General features: G+C 67.2%; 15 protein-coding genes and 1 pseudogene. 3 read left to right on the top strand and 13 right to left on the bottom strand.

The genetic code is table 11. From position 1 onward, the window contains the following. Positions 1 to 31 precede the first annotated feature (31 nt). Complete coding sequence (locus ACYJP6_RS12380) at positions 32 to 163, top strand: hypothetical protein (RefSeq protein ID WP_459475266.1); 132 nt, start codon at positions 32 to 34, stop codon at positions 161 to 163. 1,087 nt (positions 164 to 1,250) lie between these two features. Here ACYJP6_RS12380 and ACYJP6_RS12375 read toward each other — a convergent pair. Next, positions 1,251 to 1,604 (bottom strand): annotated as a pseudogene (locus tag ACYJP6_RS12375) (winged helix-turn-helix domain-containing protein); the annotation flags it as partial. 290 nt (positions 1,605 to 1,894) lie between these two features. Continuing rightward, on the bottom strand, positions 1,895 to 2,848 hold the full coding sequence (locus ACYJP6_RS12370) for a GlxA family transcriptional regulator (RefSeq protein ID WP_459475265.1): 954 nt from the start codon (positions 2,846 to 2,848) through the stop codon (positions 1,895 to 1,897). 401 nt (positions 2,849 to 3,249) lie between these two features. Between ACYJP6_RS12370 and ACYJP6_RS12365 the strand changes: the two genes are divergently transcribed. Further along, a complete protein-coding gene (locus ACYJP6_RS12365; protein ID WP_459475264.1) occupies positions 3,250 to 6,453 on the top strand; it encodes a hypothetical protein in 3,204 nt (1,067 codons plus the stop codon). Between the two features lie 273 nt (positions 6,454 to 6,726). After that, positions 6,727 to 8,928, top strand: coding sequence for an OsmC domain/YcaO domain-containing protein (locus tag ACYJP6_RS12360; RefSeq protein WP_459475263.1), 2,202 nt, complete (start codon positions 6,727 to 6,729; stop codon positions 8,926 to 8,928). Positions 8,929 to 8,969: 41 nt separating this feature from the next. On the opposite strand, the gene ACYJP6_RS12355 is transcribed toward ACYJP6_RS12360, so the two are convergent. From ACYJP6_RS12355 to ACYJP6_RS12305, 11 genes are all read right to left on the bottom strand, one after another. Continuing rightward, entirely contained in the window at positions 8,970 to 10,586 is a 1,617-nt protein-coding gene (locus tag ACYJP6_RS12355) for a gamma-glutamyltransferase family protein (protein ID WP_459475261.1), read from the bottom strand. Positions 10,587 to 10,619: 33 nt separating this feature from the next. Continuing rightward, positions 10,620 to 11,396 (bottom strand): amino acid ABC transporter ATP-binding protein, encoded by a 777-nt coding sequence (locus ACYJP6_RS12350; protein ID WP_459475260.1) that lies wholly within the window; start codon positions 11,394 to 11,396, stop codon positions 10,620 to 10,622. 2 nt (positions 11,397 to 11,398) lie between these two features. Beyond that, positions 11,399 to 12,166 (bottom strand): amino acid ABC transporter permease, encoded by a 768-nt coding sequence (locus ACYJP6_RS12345; protein ID WP_459475259.1) that lies wholly within the window; start codon positions 12,164 to 12,166, stop codon positions 11,399 to 11,401. A 12-nt stretch (positions 12,167 to 12,178) separates the two neighbouring features. After that, complete coding sequence (locus tag ACYJP6_RS12340) at positions 12,179 to 12,985, bottom strand: ABC transporter substrate-binding protein (protein ID WP_459475258.1); 807 nt, start codon at positions 12,983 to 12,985, stop codon at positions 12,179 to 12,181. 46 nt (positions 12,986 to 13,031) lie between these two features. After that, entirely contained in the window at positions 13,032 to 13,712 is a 681-nt protein-coding gene (locus ACYJP6_RS12335) for a GntR family transcriptional regulator (protein WP_459475257.1), read from the bottom strand. Positions 13,713 to 13,923: 211 nt separating this feature from the next. Continuing rightward, on the bottom strand, positions 13,924 to 14,751 hold the full coding sequence (locus ACYJP6_RS12330) for a phosphodiesterase (protein ID WP_459475256.1): 828 nt from the start codon (positions 14,749 to 14,751) through the stop codon (positions 13,924 to 13,926). 12 nt (positions 14,752 to 14,763) lie between these two features. After that, positions 14,764 to 15,795, bottom strand: coding sequence for an ABC transporter ATP-binding protein (locus tag ACYJP6_RS12325; RefSeq protein WP_459475255.1), 1,032 nt, complete (start codon positions 15,793 to 15,795; stop codon positions 14,764 to 14,766). Beyond that, entirely contained in the window at positions 15,792 to 16,586 is a 795-nt protein-coding gene (locus ACYJP6_RS12320) for an ABC transporter permease (protein ID WP_459475254.1), read from the bottom strand. Before ACYJP6_RS12320 ends, ACYJP6_RS12325 begins: the two co-directional genes overlap by 4 nt. Continuing rightward, positions 16,583 to 17,440 (bottom strand): ABC transporter permease, encoded by an 858-nt coding sequence (locus ACYJP6_RS12315; RefSeq protein WP_459475252.1) that lies wholly within the window; start codon positions 17,438 to 17,440, stop codon positions 16,583 to 16,585. Before ACYJP6_RS12315 ends, ACYJP6_RS12320 begins: the two co-directional genes overlap by 4 nt. A gap of 1 nt (position 17,441) precedes the next feature. Further along, entirely contained in the window at positions 17,442 to 18,455 is a 1,014-nt protein-coding gene (locus ACYJP6_RS12310) for an ABC transporter substrate-binding protein (RefSeq protein WP_459475251.1), read from the bottom strand. Continuing rightward, positions 18,452 to 19,453, bottom strand: a complete 1,002-nt coding sequence (locus tag ACYJP6_RS12305) for a substrate-binding domain-containing protein (RefSeq protein WP_459475249.1) — start codon at positions 19,451 to 19,453, stop codon at positions 18,452 to 18,454. The genes ACYJP6_RS12310 and ACYJP6_RS12305 overlap by 4 nt, the downstream gene beginning before the upstream one ends. Between the last annotated feature and the right edge of the window lie 106 nt (positions 19,454 to 19,559).

The raw sequence follows: 19,559 nt of genomic DNA, 5'->3' as shown, positions 1-19,559 counted from the left end.
TGGCCATGCCGGGCTCTGAGACGAGTCCGGCATGGCCGCACCGCAAGGGTCGATCAGGACAGCGGCCAGGCCTCGACGCGGTAGGAGGTCGGGCCGGCGTTGGCATAGCCCGTCAGGATGCGCGAACGCAAGGCAAGGCTGGCGACCGGCGTCGCTACACTGAGTGGCTCGTCCAGTCGTTGCCGGAGCTGGCGCAAGACGAAGGCCCGTACCGTGCTATCCAGCAGATAGCGATGGCTGCCCTCGATACTGTCGGCGATGAGCCAGGATTTTTCGATCAGGCTCTCGACGCACAGCAGTAGGTCGCCGCCGACGCTGTCGGTGTGGGGCAGGCTGCTGGTCAGGGCGTCCAGCGGCAAGGGGCGGCCCTGTAGCGCCAGCAGGTTCATGATCGCCCGCTCCTGGTCGCTCAGCCGGTCGTAGGTCCACTCCAAGGCCGCCTGCAACGAGCGGTGACGCCCGATTGCCGTTCGCCGGCCGCGCATGTCCAGGCGGAAATCGGTCTCCAGCAGCGAGAGCAACCGCGCCAGGCCGAAGCTGGGTACCCGGGCCGCGGCCAACTCCAGTGCCAGCGGGTTGCCGTGCAGGCGCACGCACAGTTCGCGCACGATGGCCAGGTTGCCTTCGTCCAACTGAAAGGTGGCATCGACTGCGCGCACCCGCCGTTCGAACAGCGCCAGGGCGGGGAAGTCGGCCCAGCTCAGGCGGTCCGGCGGGGTGGGCTTCAGGGGGAAGGCCAACGGCGGGATCCGCTCGATGACTTCGCCCAGGGCGCCGAGGGGTTCGCGCGAGGTCACCACCACCTTCGCCGCCAGGCAGTGCTCCAGCAGCCGTTCGACGAACAGCGCCATGCCGCCCAGGACCTGGTCGCAGCCATCCAGGATCAGCAGGAACTCTTCCAGGGGACGAGCGAGCAAATCCTCCAGGGTCGTACCGGGGGCAACGCCCTGGGCGCGCAGGGCGATACGGCCAGGCACCTCGGCATTCACCGCGTCACCGACGTCGACCAGGTAGACACGACCACCCAACGCGTCGCTCAGGGTCCGGCCCAGCGCCTGCGCGATGACGGTCTTGCCGGCGCCGGCAGGCCCGCTCAGCGTCAGTAGGCGATGGGCGGCCAGCGTATCCAGCAGCCGGGGTAGCAGGGTGTCGACGCCGAACAATTCCAGGGCACCCCCGAGAGCCGGCGTGGCCTCGCGCAGGTCGGGCTCCAGGGTGCAGGTCGCGACGGGCATCACGAACCGATAGCCACGACCCGGTACGGTGACGATGTAATCGGTGCCGGGGTCATGCTCGGCGAGCAGGCGGCGGATGGCGACCATCTGGGCGCGCAGGTTGCACTCCTCGACGAAGGCATGTGGCCAGGCCCGCGTCAGCAGTTCCTGTTTCGTGAGCAGGACGCCTGCCTGGGCCACCATGGCCCCGAGCAGTTCCATGGCCCGCCCGCCCAGGGATACCGGTACATTGTCCTTGAGCAATTGCTGGCGGTGCGGCAGCAACAGGAAGGGTCCGAACGACCACCCCGTTGCTTCGGCTGACAGATTGACGACTGAATCTTCGACGTCTTCGTGGCGGACGTCGTAAGCACCTATCGTGTCTAGCATGAATCACCCCTTTGCATGACTGAGCCCAGGTCCCGACAGCGAAAGGCAGTGGCAAGGCCCCTGGCTCGTACTTTGATTATCGGAGAACCTTTGTTCTGCAGCGGCGATGCCTTCGCCGTCTTGTCTGTGGTTCTCGCGTCTGCATCGATCTACCCGACAGAGGGCGTCGCCCTACGGCTACGACCTTTGGCTAACGGGCTAACCCTATGATCTATCACCAGATGTGTCCTGTGAGTGACAAATAGGTAGTGATCCGGCCACGGACGTACACCAGACGGTCATATCGCCGATTAAGTGAACTGCTTCCGATACTGATTCGGCGAGACACCCAGTTTTTCGATGAACGCCAGGCGCATGGTGCGAACCGTGCCGAACCCCGCGCCGTGGGCGATGGCCTTCAACGGCAGGGTGGTGCTTTCGAGCTGGGTACGGGCATGGTCGATTCGCACTCGTTTCAGGTACTCCATGGGTGTCAGTCCCGTTTCTCGCACGAAGACCCGCGCGAAGTGCCGGGCGCTCATGGCCGCGGCCGCGGCCAGGCGCTCGATGGTCAGTGGCTCGTGCAGCCGGGCGACCATGGCGTCATAGGCGGCGAGGACTGCCGGAGAGGCGGAGCCGTGTTGCTGGATCAGCGGGCTGAAGAGCCGCTGGTTGGTCTGCCGTGGCAGGCTGACGACCATGGTCTTGGCCACTTCGGTAGCGATGCGTTGGCCATGGGTTTCCGCGACGAGGGTCAGCGCCAGGTCGATACCCGCGGTGATGCCGCCCGAGCTGATGAAGGCGCGGTCCCGCAGCACGATGTGATCGGCCTCCACCGACAAGGCGGGGAATCGCTGGGCCAATCGTTCGGTGTAGTTCCAATGGGTGGTGACCCGATAGCCGTCGAGCAGCCCGGCCTGCGCCAGCACGAAGGCCCCGGTGCAGACGGAGCCCAGCACCGAGACCGCGGCTGCGGTTTGTCGGAGCCACGTCAGCAGGCGATCCGAGGGGGCTTGCAGGTAGGCACCCGGCCCGCCTGGAATGAGCAGGTAGTGACCGGTGGTAGGTGCTTCGTCCAGGCTCCAGTCCGCCTGGATCCGCATGCCATTGCTGGCCGTGATGCTGCCCTGGCGAACGCTCACCGTATGGATGCGATAGCGCTGGTCTTCCGCGAGGAAGCGATTCGCCAGCGAAAAGACCTCGATCGGTCCCACCACATCCAACAAGAGTACATCGTCGAACAGCACGACCAGGATTGTCTTCATGGGGTCATCGATTGGATGGGCCTGGGTGGACGAGAGACTTAAGCTCCATCCGGACCATATGGTCATACTATGTCTACTCGGTCAATCGTTTCGCTTGGGCCGGCGATCTTGAGCGGCTCAACGGGTCCGGCAGTGGCTCGGCGACCGCCGTGCCTGGTGTCGGGACCCTCGACGTGCGCATGCCCCAATGGAAGGTGAAACAGGACTGTCACGCCGCGGCGGCATAGTCCAGGACAGGCTCCCTGCAGGCATTGCCGGGATCACCGGCTGCACGGATCCCAGGGATTCCGCCTGGGCCGTCTTCTTCACCGGCGGCCCCGTCCGCCACCGCTATCAGCCTGGAGTGGCTCCGTCGTCACTGTAGTCCGGCTTCGCTTGCGCACCTTCAACGGAGTACAACGATGAGCACTGTCCAGGGTTTCAAGGCCTCCACCGTCCCGTTACCTCGCGAAGGTTTCGACCGTCTGCTGACTGCGAGCCGCCAGGCCGCGCACAAGCAAAAAGAGCAGGACGGCGGTTACCAGCCTGCCAGCCCGGAGGCCAAGGCGCCCGCGCTGGCCGACTACAGGGCGATCGGTCGGCCTGGCGAGATAGCCGCCGATACCCTGAGCTACGAAACCCTGGCTGGTCAGAAGGTTCTGGTACTGAGGTCCACCAACCCGACGCTGTTCGCAGCGGTTAGGCGTGACTTCGAGACCCTGAAAACCCTGAACGAGGCCATTGCGAAGGGCGATCGACGTGCCGGTCCGACCGAAGCCGCGCCCTCCAGCGTGCGCGACGTGCGCGACGTGGAGCGCCTTGGCCCCGAGGTGTTGCGCGCCGAAGCGGCGGACGGCCGCGCAACGGTGGTGGCGAGGGCTGACAATCCTGCAGTGTTCGAGGTGCTGCTGGGCTACCAGGCCGCCCTGGAGGGGATCCAGGCCAGCGAGCGTCAAGGCTATCGGCGTGCCTCCGACGACGAAACCTGGCCGCCCGCCAGTGGCATTCAGGTCGGACCGGTCGATGAAGTGGGGCCGGGCCTGATTCGCTACGACAATGGCGACGGCAAGGTGGTGGTGCACCGCGACGACAACCCCGGCCTGTTCGACTACCTTGCGGCCTTGCAGGGCATCGTCAGCGATCCTGCCAAGCGTGAGCGCCTGAACCAGGCCCAGGGTGACGGCTTCTCTCTGCTGCCGCGCGAGAGCGACGTCCCTGCCTATGGCGATATCCAGAGCATCGTGCGTGCCGACGGCCTCATCACCTACGAGACCTTCGCCGGCGACAAGGTGGCGGTGTCCGAGGCGCTGAGTCCCCAGGCTTATGCGCGACTGTCGACCTATACCGAGGTGATGGTCAAGGCCAATGCCCAGGAGAAGGAAGGTTATGACACGCTGCATCCCGCCGACTATCTGACCACCCAGGAAATCGAGGGCGCGACGCTAGGCCCTGAGGGTGAAGTGGGAGATGGCTTCATTCGGGCGGAGATCCCGGATGGTGAGGGTGGCATGCGCAAGGTGGTGGTTTCCCGTGAACTCAGTCCGGACCTGTATGAGCGTCTGGTCGCCCAGTACGAGGGCCGGGTCCATGGCGCCGGTCAGATCGACGATGCCCGCCGGGCGAGCCAGCTGCCCCCGACCGGCGAAGTCGACGTGCGGGCGATGAGGACCACGGAGCAAGACCCCAACGACCCGCAGCGGATCCTGACGGTCGGTGAGCTGACCTGGCAGAGGGTGGTGGAGGGTTGGAAAAAGGGTATCGCCGATGGCTCGATCAAGGCCGACGACGATCGTGCCAAGCTGTTCCGGGCCCTGCGCGCCCAGGGCATGCTCGAAAGCGGCCTGGACATGGTGACGCTGGACATCAGCCAGGGCCAGGGGACCGCCAAGACCCAGGGTGAGGATTTCCGCTCGATCATCGATGGCCGCAAGCTCGACCAGCAACTGACCGGCCTGTTCGCCAGCGACAGCGTGCAGCAGGACTTCGCCAGTGCCCAGCAGTCGGCCCTGGCGTCCTTGCCCAACAAGGACGAGGCGGTGGGCAAACTCGAGGACATGGCGTTCAGCGAAGGCTATGTCCAACATCTCGCCCAGTTGCAGCAGGACGGGCAGGGTGGTCTGGCCGAAGCCGACATGCGCGAGACCTACGCGGCCCTGGCCAGCGTGGACCCGGCGCAGGCGGCGCGCTTCGCCCAGCAGGTACAGATGGACACCCTGATGCTCGACCTGGACGGCCTGCTGGCCGACCCGAGCCGGTTGACCGACGACAACGTCGCCCTGGCGACTCAGGACACGGTGAAGACCGTGTTGACCGCTCTGAAGAAGGCCGGGGTGGACCTGCCGCGGCGCACCGCGGAGAGCCTGGACAAGTTCGTCGAGGAACTGCTGGGTGACAAGCAGACCGCCAAGGATTTCGGCAAAGCCCTGCAGCAATTGGGCGATCTCTATACCCGCAACGGCGAGATCAAGCAGTCCGACATCGACCACCTGATGAAGAGTGACGTCTACACCGCACTCAACGACAAGACCCACGGCGGGATGCTCACGACCATCGCGGAGCTGAACAAGAACGGCGTGCTGGGCAGCACCGGCGGCCTGATTTCGCTCGCCTCGGGCATCTACCAGATGGCGGGTGGCAAGCTGGGTGGCAGCCCCGAGGAGCGCCTGGCGATCGCCAAGGAACTGGTGTCCTTCTTCGGTGCCAGCCAGCACTTCGTCAACCTGGGCACCCACGTCATCGACGCCATCAACGGCACCGACCTCAACCGGGTACTGGCCCTGGACAAGTCGCTGCCGGACATCTTCGGCAAGGACCAGGCCAAGGGCAAGGCGCCCGTGCGGGCGGAACCGACCTGGAGCGCCTTCGCCGAGCAGGTGCGGGGATTGCTGGAGGGGGCCTCCACGGATGGCGAGCGCAAGCTCAACCGGCTGCTCAACCTGGACGACGCCGGCAAGGACGAAGTACTCAAGGGTATGCGTGGCGAGTATGTGCAGAACCCGACGATCAAGGGGGCCAACCTGGGCACGCGCAGCCTGTCCGCTTTCCTGCGCGTGCTGGACGCCGGTGCCAACACCTTCGTCGGTGCGGCGGATGTCGCCCTCGGGGCGCTGATGATCAAGGGCGGCGTGCAGCGCAACGACGGGGCCACCATCGCCCAGGGCGCGGTTACCGTAGCGGCGGGTTCCTTCGGTATCGGTGGCGGTGCGGCTGCCTTCGGCGCTCTCAAGGGGCTGGCATTCGCCCGCTCCGCGGTAGGGCCCATGTTCTGGGTGTCGGCGGCGCTGACGGTCGCCACCTTGCCCTTCGCCATCGTCCAGGACATCAAGTACAACAAGCAGCTCGACGACTACCGCAGTGGCCTGGCGGACCTGTTCAAACAGCTCGACGGGGATGGCGTGCTGACCCAGGATGGCCTGCAGCGCTACCAGTTCCTCGACGACTACCTCTACAGCTATGCCCAGCGCGATTCACCGGCGGACCAGAGCATCTTCGACTATCGCCAGGACGAGTGGGACTACTTCCTCGACCATGGCTTTGTCTACCTGGACGGCCAGCACCAGGATTACCAGGGTGACGGCGATAACCTGGATACCCAGATGGATAGCGGCTCGACCATCGCGTCCTGAGGCGGTAGGAAGCCAAGGCGCTGAGCGCCGGACGCTGCCAAGTAACGGCGCGCTCCACACGTCGGTCGTTGCGTTGATCGTAAGGGGTGCAGTGCTTTCAGAGTGAAGGCTTGGTCGACCCCCTAAGCACCTCTCATCCTGGCGCGTCTTTTCCGCTGGAGGGGGACCGGCACGCGCCGCCTTTGGCGGCCATGAGTCGACGGCCTACGTATCACCCGCGGCCCTTTGTCCGGATAATGGCGGCCAATCTGTCTCCAAACCGGAATGCTGTGCATGGAAATCAAGGTCAATTTTCTCGACAACCTGAGGCTCGAGGCCAAGTTCGACGACTTCTCGGTGATCGCCGATCAACCCATCCGCTACAAGGGTGACGGCTCGGCCCCGGGGCCCTTCGACTATTTCCTGGCGTCCTCGGCGCTCTGCGCGGCCTATTTCGTCAAGCTCTACTGCCAGACCCGCGACATTCCCACCGATAACATCCGCCTGGCGCAGAGCAACATCGTCGACCCGGAGAATCGCTACAAGCAGACCTTCAAGATCCAGGTCGAGCTGCCCGCCGATCTGTCCGACAAGGATCGCCAAGGCATCCTCCGTTCCATCGACCGCTGCACCGTGAAGAAGGCGGTGCAGGCCGGCCCCGACTTCATCATCGAGGCGGTGGAAAATCTGGACGCCGATGCCCAGGCCCTGCTGTTGCCCAGCGATACCGCCAGGCAGACCTACATTCCCGGCAAGGACCGCCCGCTGGAAGAGACCATCGCCAAGCTCTCCGGCATCCTCGCCGACTTGGGCATGAAGGTGGAGATCGCCTCTTGGCGCAACATCGTGCCCAACGTCTGGTCGCTGCACCTGCGCGATGTGCAGTCGGCGCTGTGTTTCACCAATGGCAAGGGCGCGACCAAGGAAGCGGCGCTGGCCTCGGCGCTGGGCGAATTCATCGAACGCCTCAACTGCAACTTCTTCTACAACGACCAGTACTGGGGCGAGGCCATCGGCAACGCCGCCTTCGTCCACCATCCCGCCGAGCGCTGGTTCCAGCCGGGGCCCAAGGATGCGCTGCCCCGGGAGATCCTCGACCGCTATTGCCGCAAGATCTATGACCCGGAAGGCGAGCTGCGTGCCTCGCACCTGCACGATACCAACTCCGGCAACATCGCCCGCGGCATCTGCGCGCTGCCCTTCGTCCGCCAGTCCGATGGCGAGGTGGTGTACTTCCCCTCGAATCTGATCGAGAACCTTTACCTGAGCAACGGCATGAGCGCCGGTAACACCCTGGCCGAGGCCCAGGTGCAGTGCCTGTCGGAAATCTTCGAGCGGGCGGTGAAGCGCGAGATCCTCGAAGGTGAGCTGGCGCTGCCGGATGTGCCTGAAGAGGTACTGGCCCGCTATCCCGCCATCGTCGACGGCATCCGCGGCCTGGAGGCCCAGGGCTTCCCGGTGCTGGTCAAGGACGCCTCCCTGGGCGGTGAATTCCCGGTGATGTGCGTGACCCTGATGAATCCGCGCACCGGCGGGGTGTTCGCCTCCTTCGGCGCCCATCCGCGCCTGGAGATCGCCCTGGAGCGCAGCCTCACCGAGTTGCTGCAGGGCCGCAGCTTCGAGGGTTTGAACGACCTGCCGCAGCCGACCTTCGAGAGCCAGGCGCTGATGGAGCCGAACAACTTCGTCGAGCACTTCATCGATTCCAGCGGCCTGGTGTCCTGGCGCTTCTTCAGCGCCAAGGCCGACCATGACTTCGTCGACTGGGACTTTTCCAGCGAGGGTGAGGACGCCACCGCCCAGGAGGCCGCCACCCTGTTCGGCATCCTCGCCGAGCGGGATCTGGAAGCCTACATGGCGGTGTACGAGGAACTGGGCGCGCCAGCCTGTCGCATCCTGGTGCCCGGCTATTCGGAGATCTATCCGGTCGAGGACCTGATCTGGGACAACACCAACAAGGCCCTGCCGGTGCGCGAGGACATCCTCAATCTGCACCGCCTGGACGATGCGGCCCTGGAATCCCTGCTCGAACGCCTGAACGATACCCAGGTGGACGACTACACCCGCATCGCCACCCTGATCGGCGTGGAATTCGACGAGAACACCGTCTGGGGCCAGTTGACCCTGCTGGAGCTCAAGCTGCTCATCCACTTGGCGCTGCAGCAATTCGAAGAGGCCAAGGAAGAGGTCGAGACCTTCCTGCAGTTCAACGACAACACCCTGGAGCGTGGCCTGTTCTACCAGGCGCTCAATGCGGTGCTGGAAGTGGAGATGGACGACGAACTGGAGCTGGCCGACTTCGAGGTCAACTTCCGGCGCATGTTCGGCAGCGAGCGACTGGATGCCGCCCTGGGTTCGGTCTCGGGCGAAGTGCGCTTTCATGGCCTGACGTCCACCAGCCTCGAGCTGGAAGGCATCGACAAGCACCTGCGGCTGATCGACAGCTACCGCAAGCTGCACGCGGCGCGCGCCCGGGCGGCCGGCATCGCGCTCTGAGGTAGCGCCCCGCCCGTGTCCGGGCGGGGCTTTCCCGGCGGTCAGCAGACCGCGATATGGGAATCCGCGCGCGGCTCGGTACCGCCGCAGAGCACCCCGGTTTCCGGATCGCGGACGATGATCTGGCCGCGACCGAAGTCGGTGGAGTCGTGGGCGATCTCGACCTGGTGGCCGCGCCGCGCCAGGCCATTGGCCAGGGCGCGGGAAGCGGCCTGCTCGATGCCGACCTTCATCTCCCCCAGCCACTGCCACCGCGGCGCATCCAGCGCCGCCTGGGGATTGAGGCCGAAGTCCACCAGGTTCATCACCATCTGCACATGGCCCTGGGGCTGCATGTAGCCGCCCATGACGCCGAAGGGACCGATGGGCATGTCGCCCCGGGTCAAAAAGCCTGGGATGATGGTGTGGAAGGTCTGCTTGCCCGGCGCCAGGGCGTTGGAGTGTTTCGGATCGAGACTGAATTCCGAGCCGCGATTCTGCAGGCCGATGCCACTGTCGGGCAGCACCACGCCGGAGCCGAAGCCGTGGTAGGCGCTCTGGATGAAGGACACCATGTTGCCCTCGCCATCGGCGGTGGCGATATAGACGGTGCCGCTGGCCTGGGGATCGCCGTGCCGCGGCGGCTGGGCCTGGTCGCCGATCTCGGCGCGACGGCGCTCGGCATAGGCATCGCTCAGCAGCGCGCTGGCGGCGACCCTCATGTGCTCGGGATCGGTGATGTAGTGCAGGCCGTCGGCATAGGCCTTCTTCATGGCCTCCAGCTGGCGGTGCCAGGTGAGCTGGCTGTCGCGCTGGTCGAAGTCATAGCCCTTGAGGATGTTCAGGGTCATGAGGGCGATCAGGCCCTGGCCGCTCGGCGGGATCTCCCACACCTGATAGCCGCGGTAGTCGACCTTGATCGGCTCGACCCAGCGCGGCCTGTAGCCGGCCAAGTCAGCGGCGGTCAGGTGGCCGCCACTGGCGGCGGCATGGGCGGCCAGGCGCTGGGCGAGGGCGCCGCGATAGAAGCTTTCGCAGCGGGTCTGCGCCAGTTCTTCCAGGGTGCGCGCCTGGGCCGGGTTCCGGAACAGCTGGCCGGCGACCGGGGCCTGACCGTCGATGAGAAAGGTGTCGAACCAGGCCTCCAGCTCGGGCGACTGGTCCCGGCTGGCCTGGTACTCGGCTTGGGCGATGCGCCACTGGTGGGCGACCACCGGTGAGACCGGGAAGCCATCGCGGGCCAGGGCGATGGCGGGCTCGAACAGGGTGGCGAAGGGCAGCTTGCCGAAACGCCGCGACAACTCGGCCCAGGCTGCCGGGCACCCCGGCACCGTCACCGGCAGCCAGCCGTGCACCGGCATGCGTTGGTGGCCGGCGGCCTTGACCGTGGCGATGTCCAGGCTGGCCGGGGCATGACCGCTGGCGTCCAGGCCATGCAGCTTATCCTTGACCCAGACCAGGGCGAAGGCGTCGCCGCCGATGGCATTGCCAGTGGGCTCCACCACGGTCAGGGCCGCGGCGGTGGCGATGGCCGCGTCGATGGCGTTGCCGCCCTGGCGCAGCATGGCGATGCCGGCCTCGGCCGCCAGTGGCTGGGAGGTGGCGACCATGCCATTGCGGGCGAAGACGCTCTGGCGTTGGGAGGCGTAGGGATAATCGTGGGCGGAGAAATTCAGCATGGCAGGCTCGTCATCTTCAAGACCAGTGGCGGCTCAGAGCACGCGACTGAGGAATTCGCGGGTACGCGGGTGGGTGGGATTGCCGAATACCTGGGCTGGCGGACCTTCTTCGATCAGCTCGCCCTGGTGCAGCACCACTACGCGGTCGGCCACCTCGCGGGCGAAGCCCATCTCGTGGGTCACCACCACCATGGTCATGCCGTCCTCGGCCAGCTCCTTCATCACCTGCAGCACCTCGCCGACGGTTTCCGGGTCGAGGGCGCTGGTGGGTTCGTCGAACAGCATGGCCTGGGGCTTCATGGCCAGGGCGCGGGCGATGGTCACGCGCTGCTGCTGGCCACCGGAAAGTTGCGCCGGATAGTGCTCGGTCTTGTCGGACAGCCGCACCCGGGCGAGCAGGGCGCGGGCCTGCTCCACGGCAGCGGCGCGCGCCACGCCGAGCACCTGGATGGGCGCCTCGATGATATTTTCCAGCACCGTCATGTGCGGGAACAGGTTGAACCTCTGGAAGACCATGCCGATGTCGCGGCGGCGCCGGGCGATGTTGCGTTCCGAGTCGCGCACCCGGCTGCCGTCGGGGCGCTCGCGAAAGCCCATCAGTTCGCCGTTGACGCGGATGGTGCCGCCCTGGATGTCTTCCAGGTGATTGAGGCAGCGGATGAAGGTGGTCTTGCCGGAGCCGGAGGCGCCGATCAGCACCACCACCTCGCCGCGACGGACCTCCAGGGTCACGCCCTTGAGGATGTCCAGCTCGCCGAAGGCCTTGTGCACCTGCAGCGCCTGGATCACGGGTTCTTGCGTGGTCGTCATGACTAGCGTCCCCTCAGCTTGAAGCCCTGCAGGCTGAACAGCCGGCCGGTGGCGGTCGGTCGCTGGCCGTCGGCCTTGCCGAAGCGCCGCTCCAGCCAGGCCTGGAACAAGCCCCAGAGGGTGGTCAGCACCAGGAAATAGATGGCCACCACCAGGTACAGCTCGAAGACGCGGAAGGTCGCCGAGGTGATCATCTGGGTGCTGAGCAGCAGCTCCTGCACCCCGATGACGCTGACCAGGGTGGTGTTCTTGAGCATCACGTTGAACTCGTTGCCCAGCGGCGGAATGATCACCCGCAGCGCCTGGGGCAGCACGATGCGCCGCATCAGCTTGGCTGGCGTCATGCCCAGGGAGCGGGCCGCCTCGTACTGGCCGCGATCCACCGCGCCGATGCCGGCGCGGATGATCTCGGCCATGTAGGCACCTTCGTTCAACCCCAGGGCGATGATGGCCGCCTGGATGTTGCCGGGGATCACCAGGAAGCCCAGGTCGAGGTCCTCGAAGCGAAAGATGCCGCCAGCCGCCAGGGCTGTGTAGAGGAAGACGATCTGCACCAGCAGCGGCGTGCCACGCATCAGCCAGACGTAGAAGCGGACCGGGTATTGCAGCGCCCGGTAGCGCGACAGTCGCGCCAGCGCCGCCAGCAGGCCGAGCGCGCAGCCCAGCAGCATGGCGCCGATGGCGATCACGCAGGTCAGCCAGAGGCCGTAGAGGTAGACGTCGCTCGGGTGCAGCAGGTACTGCCAGAACACATCCCAGCTGAAGTTCATCGTGCCCTTCCTTTAGTCGAGCTTGTCGCCTTCCAGGTGCCATTTCTGCATGAGCGCGGCGTAGCTGCCGTCGGCCTTCATGTCGGTGAGGATCTGGGTGAGGGCGGCGCTTATCTGGGTATCGTCCTTGCGCACGCCAATGCCGGTGAGAATGCGGGCGAAGGCCGGTACCCCGGTCTCGAACTGGCCGGGCGCCACGCCCTGGTAGTAGGCGGCGGTTTCCACCGTGGTGCCGTAGGCGTCGGCCTGCTTCAGGCGCAGGGCCTGGAAGGCGTCGGTGTCGGTGTTGTAGGCCACTAGCTTCATGGGCGCCTTGCCGGCCTTCTTCAGCTCTTCGTTGTGGGCTTCCAGCAGGGTGCGGATGGTCGAGCCGTTGAGCACCGCCACCTTCTTGCCAGTCAGGTCGTCCAGGGTGTGGACCCCGGCCGGGTTGCCGGCGGGTACCACCACCGCCTGGCTGGAGTACATGTAGTTGACGATGTCGATTACCTGGCGGCGTTCCGGCTTGTCGAACAGCTGGTCGATCAGCAGGTCGCACTGGCCGGCCAGCAGGGCCGGGATCAGGCCGGAGAAGGGCACCACGCGCCAGTCCACCTTCTTGTCGCCGAGGCGCTTGGCGATTTCGGCGCCGAGGTCGACGGTCAGGCCCTGGGGTTTCTGGCTGGCGTCGAAGAAGCCGATCGGCGGGGTGTCGAGGGCACCGCAATAGGTGATCTTCGGTGCCTTGGCCAGGCGTTCGGGAATCTGGGGGGCGGCCTGGGCGAGGCCGGCGGCGAGGGTCAGGGCGAGCAGACTGCAGGAAAGCCGGTGGCGGGACATGGTCTTCTCCGGAAGGACGAGGATGGGCAGGGCGGATGGCTCAGCGCTAGGGTTCACTTCGGGTCTGGTCGCCCGATCGTTCGATGAAGGTCAGCAGGTAGGGCACCGTGCTCTCGATGTGCTCGCGCAGCACCCGTTCGGCCTCGGCGGCATCGCCGGCCTGCAGCGCGGCGAGGATGGGGGCATGCTCGTCACGCGCCGACTGGGGGCGGTCGGCGTGCAGCCAGAGCTGCATGTGCGGCTCGATGAGGGTGTAGAGCCCGTTGATTTGGCGCAGCAACCGCGGCCGTCCGGCCAGGCTGCACAGGTATTCGTGGAAGGCGCGGTGTTGCCTGACCCAGGCGCTCGGGTCGTGTTCCTCGTCCAGGTCCTCCAGCAGACGTTCCAGGCGGGTCATCTCGCGCGGCCCGACATGGGGCGTGGCCAGGCGGATCGCCAGTCCTTCCAGCGCCCCGCGCATCTCGAACACCTCGCGCATGTCGTCCAGGTCCAGGCCGCTGACCACCGCCCCGCGATGCGGCCGCAGGATCACCAGGCCCTCCGCGGCCAGGCGCTGGAAGGCGCTGCGCACCGGCATGCGACTCATGCCCAGGCCCGTGGCGATGTCTTCGGCGATCAGGCGATCCCCATTGCGATAGCGCCCGCCGCAGATGGCCTGCAGCAAATGGCGATAGGCCTCTTCTTCGGCGCTGAGTGCAGCGGAGCGGGACAGGGCGGAGAGCGGCATGAACTGGCTTCCTGGATTTTTGTATCCAATCCGTTCACGCAAGGCCCGTGCCAGGGCGCGAAAAGCCCAGCGGCCCTGGATCGCGGTCCAGAGCGGCCGCCCTGGGCGTTACCTTTTGCACCAGGTTGGTTCGCCGGCGCGGCGTTTCGCTACCTCGGGTACCCGAAAAAGGGCAGTCACCGCCCGGAATGGCCGCGGTGACTGGCCGGGCTCAGTCGAGCAACTGGCCGTCGGCAGCGAAGAAGGGGTAGGGCCCTGGATAGTCGCCCAGGGGCAGATAGTGGGTGGTCAGGGCAGCGTCCGCCCAGCGATGCAGCAATAGGCCTGGCGGCTCCAGCCGGAAGCGCGAGGGCGCCGCCTCCCGCAGGTCCAGGTCGACCTGGTGCGAGACGCCGGGGCAGACGCAGGCCAGGGTGCCACCGAAGCGCCGCTGGATCAGCCGGTGCAGATGACCGCAGAGCAGCCGCTCCACCTGGGGATGGCGGCGGATCACCGCTTCCAGCTCGGCGCCGCCGGCCAGGCCGATGCGATCCATATGGCCAATGCCGACCGGGAACGGCGGATGGTGCAGGAGCACCAGGGTCGGCTGGTCGGGCGCCTGGCCGAGCTGCTCGTCGAGCCAGGCCAGTTGGCTGGCGTCGAGGCGCCCCCCGTGCTCGCCGGGGATATGGGTATCCAGGCCGATCAGCCGTAGCGGGCCGCAGTCCTGCTGCCAGTCCAGGGTGCCCTGGGCCGGCAGATAGGGGTGATCGGCGAAGGCGGCGCGTAGGGCGGCGCGGTCGTCGTGGTTGCCCGGGATGACATGGAAGGGCATGGTCAGCTCGGCGAGCACTTCGCGCAGGGTGGCGTATTCCTCGGGGGTGCCGAAGTCCACCAGGTCGCCGGTGATGACCAGGGCGTCCGGGCGCGGCTGCAGGGCGTTGAGGCGGTCCACCGCGCTGCGCAGGGCACCGAGGGTATCGACTACCCCATAGGACAGCCGGCCGCCAGCCTTGATGTGTAGGTCGCTGAGCTGGGCCAGCAGGAAGGGCGCGTGCATGGAGATCTCCGATCAGGAAGCCAGGGTGAAGAGGGTGGCGGGGCTCACACTCAGGTACAGCAGGTCGCCCGGCTGCGCCTGGATGCGCTGGGCGGTGTCCACCAGCAGCGGCTGGCCGGTGCCGACCTCCACCAGCAGCCGCGAATGGGCGCCCTGGAAGAACTGCCCGACCAGGATGCCGGTGAGGTGGGCGGGCGTCGGGCTCGGCGCCAGATGCTCCGGACGACAGAACAGGGTGCTGGCGACGCCGCTCCAGGGCAGGCGCCCGCCGGCGACCGCCACCTCGGTGCCGCTGTGGCCGCGCACCTCGAAGCTATTGAGCTGGCCGACGAAGCCGGCGACGAAGCGACTGGCCGGGCGCTGGTAGATCTGCGTCGGGGTGCCGATCTGGGCGATGCGGCCTTCGCCCATCACCACGATGCGATCGCCCAAGGCCAGGGCTTCCTGCTGGTCGTGGGTGACATAGACGGCGGTGGTGCCTAGTTCGCGCAGCAGGGCGCCGATGTCGGTGCGGAGCTGCTCGCGCAGCTGGGCATCCAGCGCGGCAAGGGGTTCGTCGAACAGCAGCACCCGGGGGCGCGGCGCCAGGGCCCGGGCCAGGGCCACGCGCTGGCGCTGGCCGCCGGAGAGTTGCTGGATACGGCGCTCGGCCAGGGGCTCGAGTTGCATCATGGCCAGCAGCTCGGCGACCCGGGCGTCGCGCTCGGCACGTGGCAGGCCGCGGATCTTCAGGCCGTAGGCGATGTTGCCGGCCACGTCCAAATTGGGGAACAGGGCATAGTTCTGGAACACCATGCCGACGTCACGCCGCTCGATGGGCAGGGCAGTGACGTCGCGGTCGTCGAACAGCACCTGGCCGCCAGCGTCGGGCTGCTCCAGGCCAGCGATCAGCCGCAGGGTGGTGGTCTTGCCACAGCCGGAGGGGCCGAGGAACACGAGGGTCTCGCCCGGATGGATGTCGAGGTCCAGGGGCTGCAGCACCTGGCGGCCTCCGGGAAAGGTCTTGGCGCAGTGGCGCAGGCGGACGGCGGTACCTTGGGTCATCGCAGGGCTCCACGGGAGAGGCGGGCGCTGAGGGCCTGGAGGGCGACCAGCAGCGGCACGATCAGACAGAGGAAGATCAGGGTGTAGGCGGAGCCCACCTCCAGCCGCGCCGAGGCGTAGCTGTCGGCCAGGCCCACCGGCAGGGTCTTGGTCAGGGGCGTGTGCAGCATCCAGGTGAGGTTGAATTCACCCAGCGAAAGGGTGATCACCATGAGGCTGCCGGCGAGGATGCCGGCGCGGGCATTGGGCACCACCACGCCGAAGAAGCGCCGCCAGGGACCGGCGCCAAGGCTCGCGGCGGCTTCTTCCAGTTGCGGCAGTTGGCTGCGTCTAAGCACCGCCATCACCGGGCGGATCAGGAAAGGCAGGGTGAACAGCAGGTGGCCGACCAGGATGATCGCCGGGCTGCGGCGAAAGCCGCCCAGGTGGCCGTAGGTCAGCAGCAGCGCCAGCGCCGAGGCGAAGCCGGGCATGGCCACCGGCAACACCAGCAATTCCTCGAAGGCGCGAGCGAACCTGTTGTCCAGGCGCACCAGGGCATAGGCGGCCGGGACGCCGAGCACCACCGCGAGGGCCGCGGTGCCCAGCGCCAGTTGCAGCGATAGCCAGACGGTGGGCGCATAGGCCTGCCAGACCTGGAGCACCCAGTCGAGGGTGAGGCCGCTGGCGAGGCCCTGGAAGTAGTTGCGGGTAAGGCCGGCCAGCACCGAGAGCAGCACCGGCACCAGCAGAAAGGCCGCCACCAGCAGAGTGAACAGCAGTTGCAGCCAGAAGCGCAGGGGTCGATTCATCGCAGGTCTCCCTGGACGCCGCCGAGGCGCCGCGCCAGCAGCAGGACCAGCCAGGTGACGAGGCCGAGCACCACCGAGAGCGCCGCGGCCACGCCGAAGTTGGCGAAGTTGGTGAAGGTGTCGTAGATGGCGATGGGCGTCACCGCCAGCCGCGTGCCGAGGGTGAAGGCGGTGCCGAAGGCGCCCATGGCAGTGGCGAAGCACAGGGCGCCGCTGGACAGCAGCGCCGGGGTCAGGCCCGGGATCAACACGTCGCGCACCACGGCGAACAGACCGGCGCCCAGGGAGCGCGCGGCTTCTTCCAGGCTGGTGTCGAGGGTCTCGCAGGCCGCCATCACCGTGAGGATCACCCGCGGGATGGAGAAATAGAGATAGCCGAGAAACAGCCCGAACAGCGAATAGGCGAACACCCAAGGCTCGCCGATCAGGCTGCGGCCGAGACCGGCGAACAGGCCCTGGCGGCCACCCAGCAGGATGATCAGGAAGCCCACCACCACGCCCGGAAAGGCCAGCGGAAAGGTTAGCAGGGCCACCAGCAGGCTGCGCCCGACGAAGGCATGCCGCGCCAGGAAGCAGCCGGCGATGCCGGCCACCAGCAGGGTGGCGAGGGTAGTGACGGCGGCCAGGGCCACCGTCTGGGCGAGTCCGGACAGATAGCCGGCGCTGGTCAGCACCTGCCAGTAGCCGGAGCTGCCGGCGGCGTCCGGGCGCGCGCCGAGTACCAGCAGCTGCGCCAGCGGCAGCAGCCAGAAGGCCAGCAGGAAGGCGCTCGCCGGTGCCAGGGCGACGAGCACCGGCCAGGGTAGCCGGCGCGGCGCCCGGGGGCGCCCCAAGGAAACGGCGAGGCCCTGCATGTCAGCGCACCTCGGCCTGGTAGCGCTTGGCGAAGGCTTCCTGGACCGCGGCCATGTGCCCGTAGTCCACGGTGCCGGCGCGGGCATAGTCGGCGGCGGGCAGGAAGCGCGCCTTCACCTCGGCCGGCAGCGGCACGTCGCGCACCGGGCGCAGATAGGCCTGGGCCCAGAGCGCCTGGCCCTTGTCCGACAGCACATAGTCCAGCACCTTCTCGCCATTGCCGCGATGCGGCGCGCCCTTCACCAGGCTCATGGTGTAGGGCACGGTCAGGCTGCCTTCCTGGGGGATGACGAAGGCCACCGGCGCCTGATCCTTGTAGCGGGCGCGGTAGGCGTTGAAGTCGTAGTCGACCAGGATCGGAATCTCGCCGGAGAGCAGGCGGGCATAGGCGGTCTGCTTGGGCACGATGGGCTCGTTGGCCGCCAGCTGCTTGAAGAAGGCCATGGCCGGGCCGAAGTCGTCGAGGTTGCCGCCCAGGGCCTGGTTCACCGCCACCGCGGTGACGTAGCCGACGAAGGCGCTGGACGGATCCAGGTAGCCCACCAGGCCGCGGTACTCGGGCTTGAGCAGGTCGGCCCAGCGCTGCGGCACCGGCTTGCCGCCCAGGGCCTGGGTATTGACCATGAAGCCGAGGGTGCCGGAATGGATGGCGGTCCATTCACCCTGGGGGTCTTTGAGCCCGGCGGGGACCTGATCCCAGTGCTTGGGCTGGTAGGGCTGCAGCACCCCGGCCTTGTCCGCCTGGATGCCGAAGGTCACCCCGTAGTAGACGACGTCGGCCACCGGGGCATCGCGCTCGGCGACGAGCTGGGCCAGGGACTGGCCGGAGTTCTTGTTGTCCTGGGGGACCTGGATACCGGTATCGGCGGCGATGGCCTTGAGCTGGGCGCCCCAGTCGGCCCACTCCAGCGGGCAGTTGTAGCAGATGGCGGTTTCGGCGGCCTGGGCAGTGGCCAGGCCGCAGGCCAGGGCGACGCCGGCCAGGAGACGACGCAGGGGGAAGCGGGATTTCATCGGCAAGACTCCTTGAGGGCACCGGCACTGCTGCCGGGACGGACGAGGCAGGGCAGGCACTGCTGGTGGATGGCACTGCCGGCGATCAGCGCCAGCAATTCGGTGACGAGCACGGCGCCCAGGCTCTGCAGGGGCTGCATGACGCTGCACAGGCTGGGTTCGAGGCGGGCACCCATGGCGATGCCATCGAAGCCCACCACCGAGAGGTCGGTGGGCACGGGCACCCCGTGGCGTTGCAGTTCGGCGATGACGCTGATGGCCAACAGATCGTTGGTGCAGAGCAGGGCGGTCGGGGCGTGGCGGTCCAGTAGCGGCGCCAGCTCCGCCCAGTCGGCGTCGGTGTGGCTGGCCAATTCCAGGCGTGGCAGCGTCGGCAGGCCGGCGGCGGCCATGGCCTGGCAATAACCCGCGAAGCGCCGCTCGCTGCGATCCGATTGCAGGGCGGGCCCCGAGACCAGGGCGATACGGCTGTGGCCCAGGCCGAGCAGGTGCTCGGTGGCCATGGCCATGCCCTGGCGATTGTCCACCGCCACCGCTGCATAGGGGCGCTGGGGTTCGTGATAGGCGAGGATGAAGGGCGTCTGCTCCTGGCTCAGCTCGGCCAGCACCGCGCTGCGGTCGGCATCGGCCACCGTCAGTACCAGGCCGGCAACGCGCTGGCGCAGGAGTTCTTCCACCACCGCCGCCTCGCGCTCGGGCTGGTAGTCGGTGGTGGCGATCACCAGCGAATAGCCCTGGGTGCGCGCGGTGCGCTCCATGGCGTGCAACTGTTCGGCGAACACCGGGTTGAGCAGGCTGGGCACCACCACGCCGATCAGCCGGGTGCTCTGCTGGCGCAGCTGTCGACCCAGCAGATTGGGGCGGAAATTGAGACTACGCGCGGCGTCCAGCACCCGCTGCCGGGTGCTCTCGCGCACCTGCTCGGGCGTGGCGAAGGCGCGGGCCGCGGTGGCCCGGGAGACTCCCGCCTGTTGCGCTACCTGTTTCAGATCGGTCATGCCGGCCTCGTTTGAGATCGATCTCATTGGGGGCAGACAATGCCGGCGGCAGATGTCGGGACGATGACAGCGAGATGAAGCTTCTGCTCTGGATCCGGGCGCCGGT

The sequence above is a fragment of the Pseudomonas sp. No.117 genome, from assembly GCF_054558395.1.
This window is presented reverse-complemented; position numbering and strand designations above follow the sequence as displayed.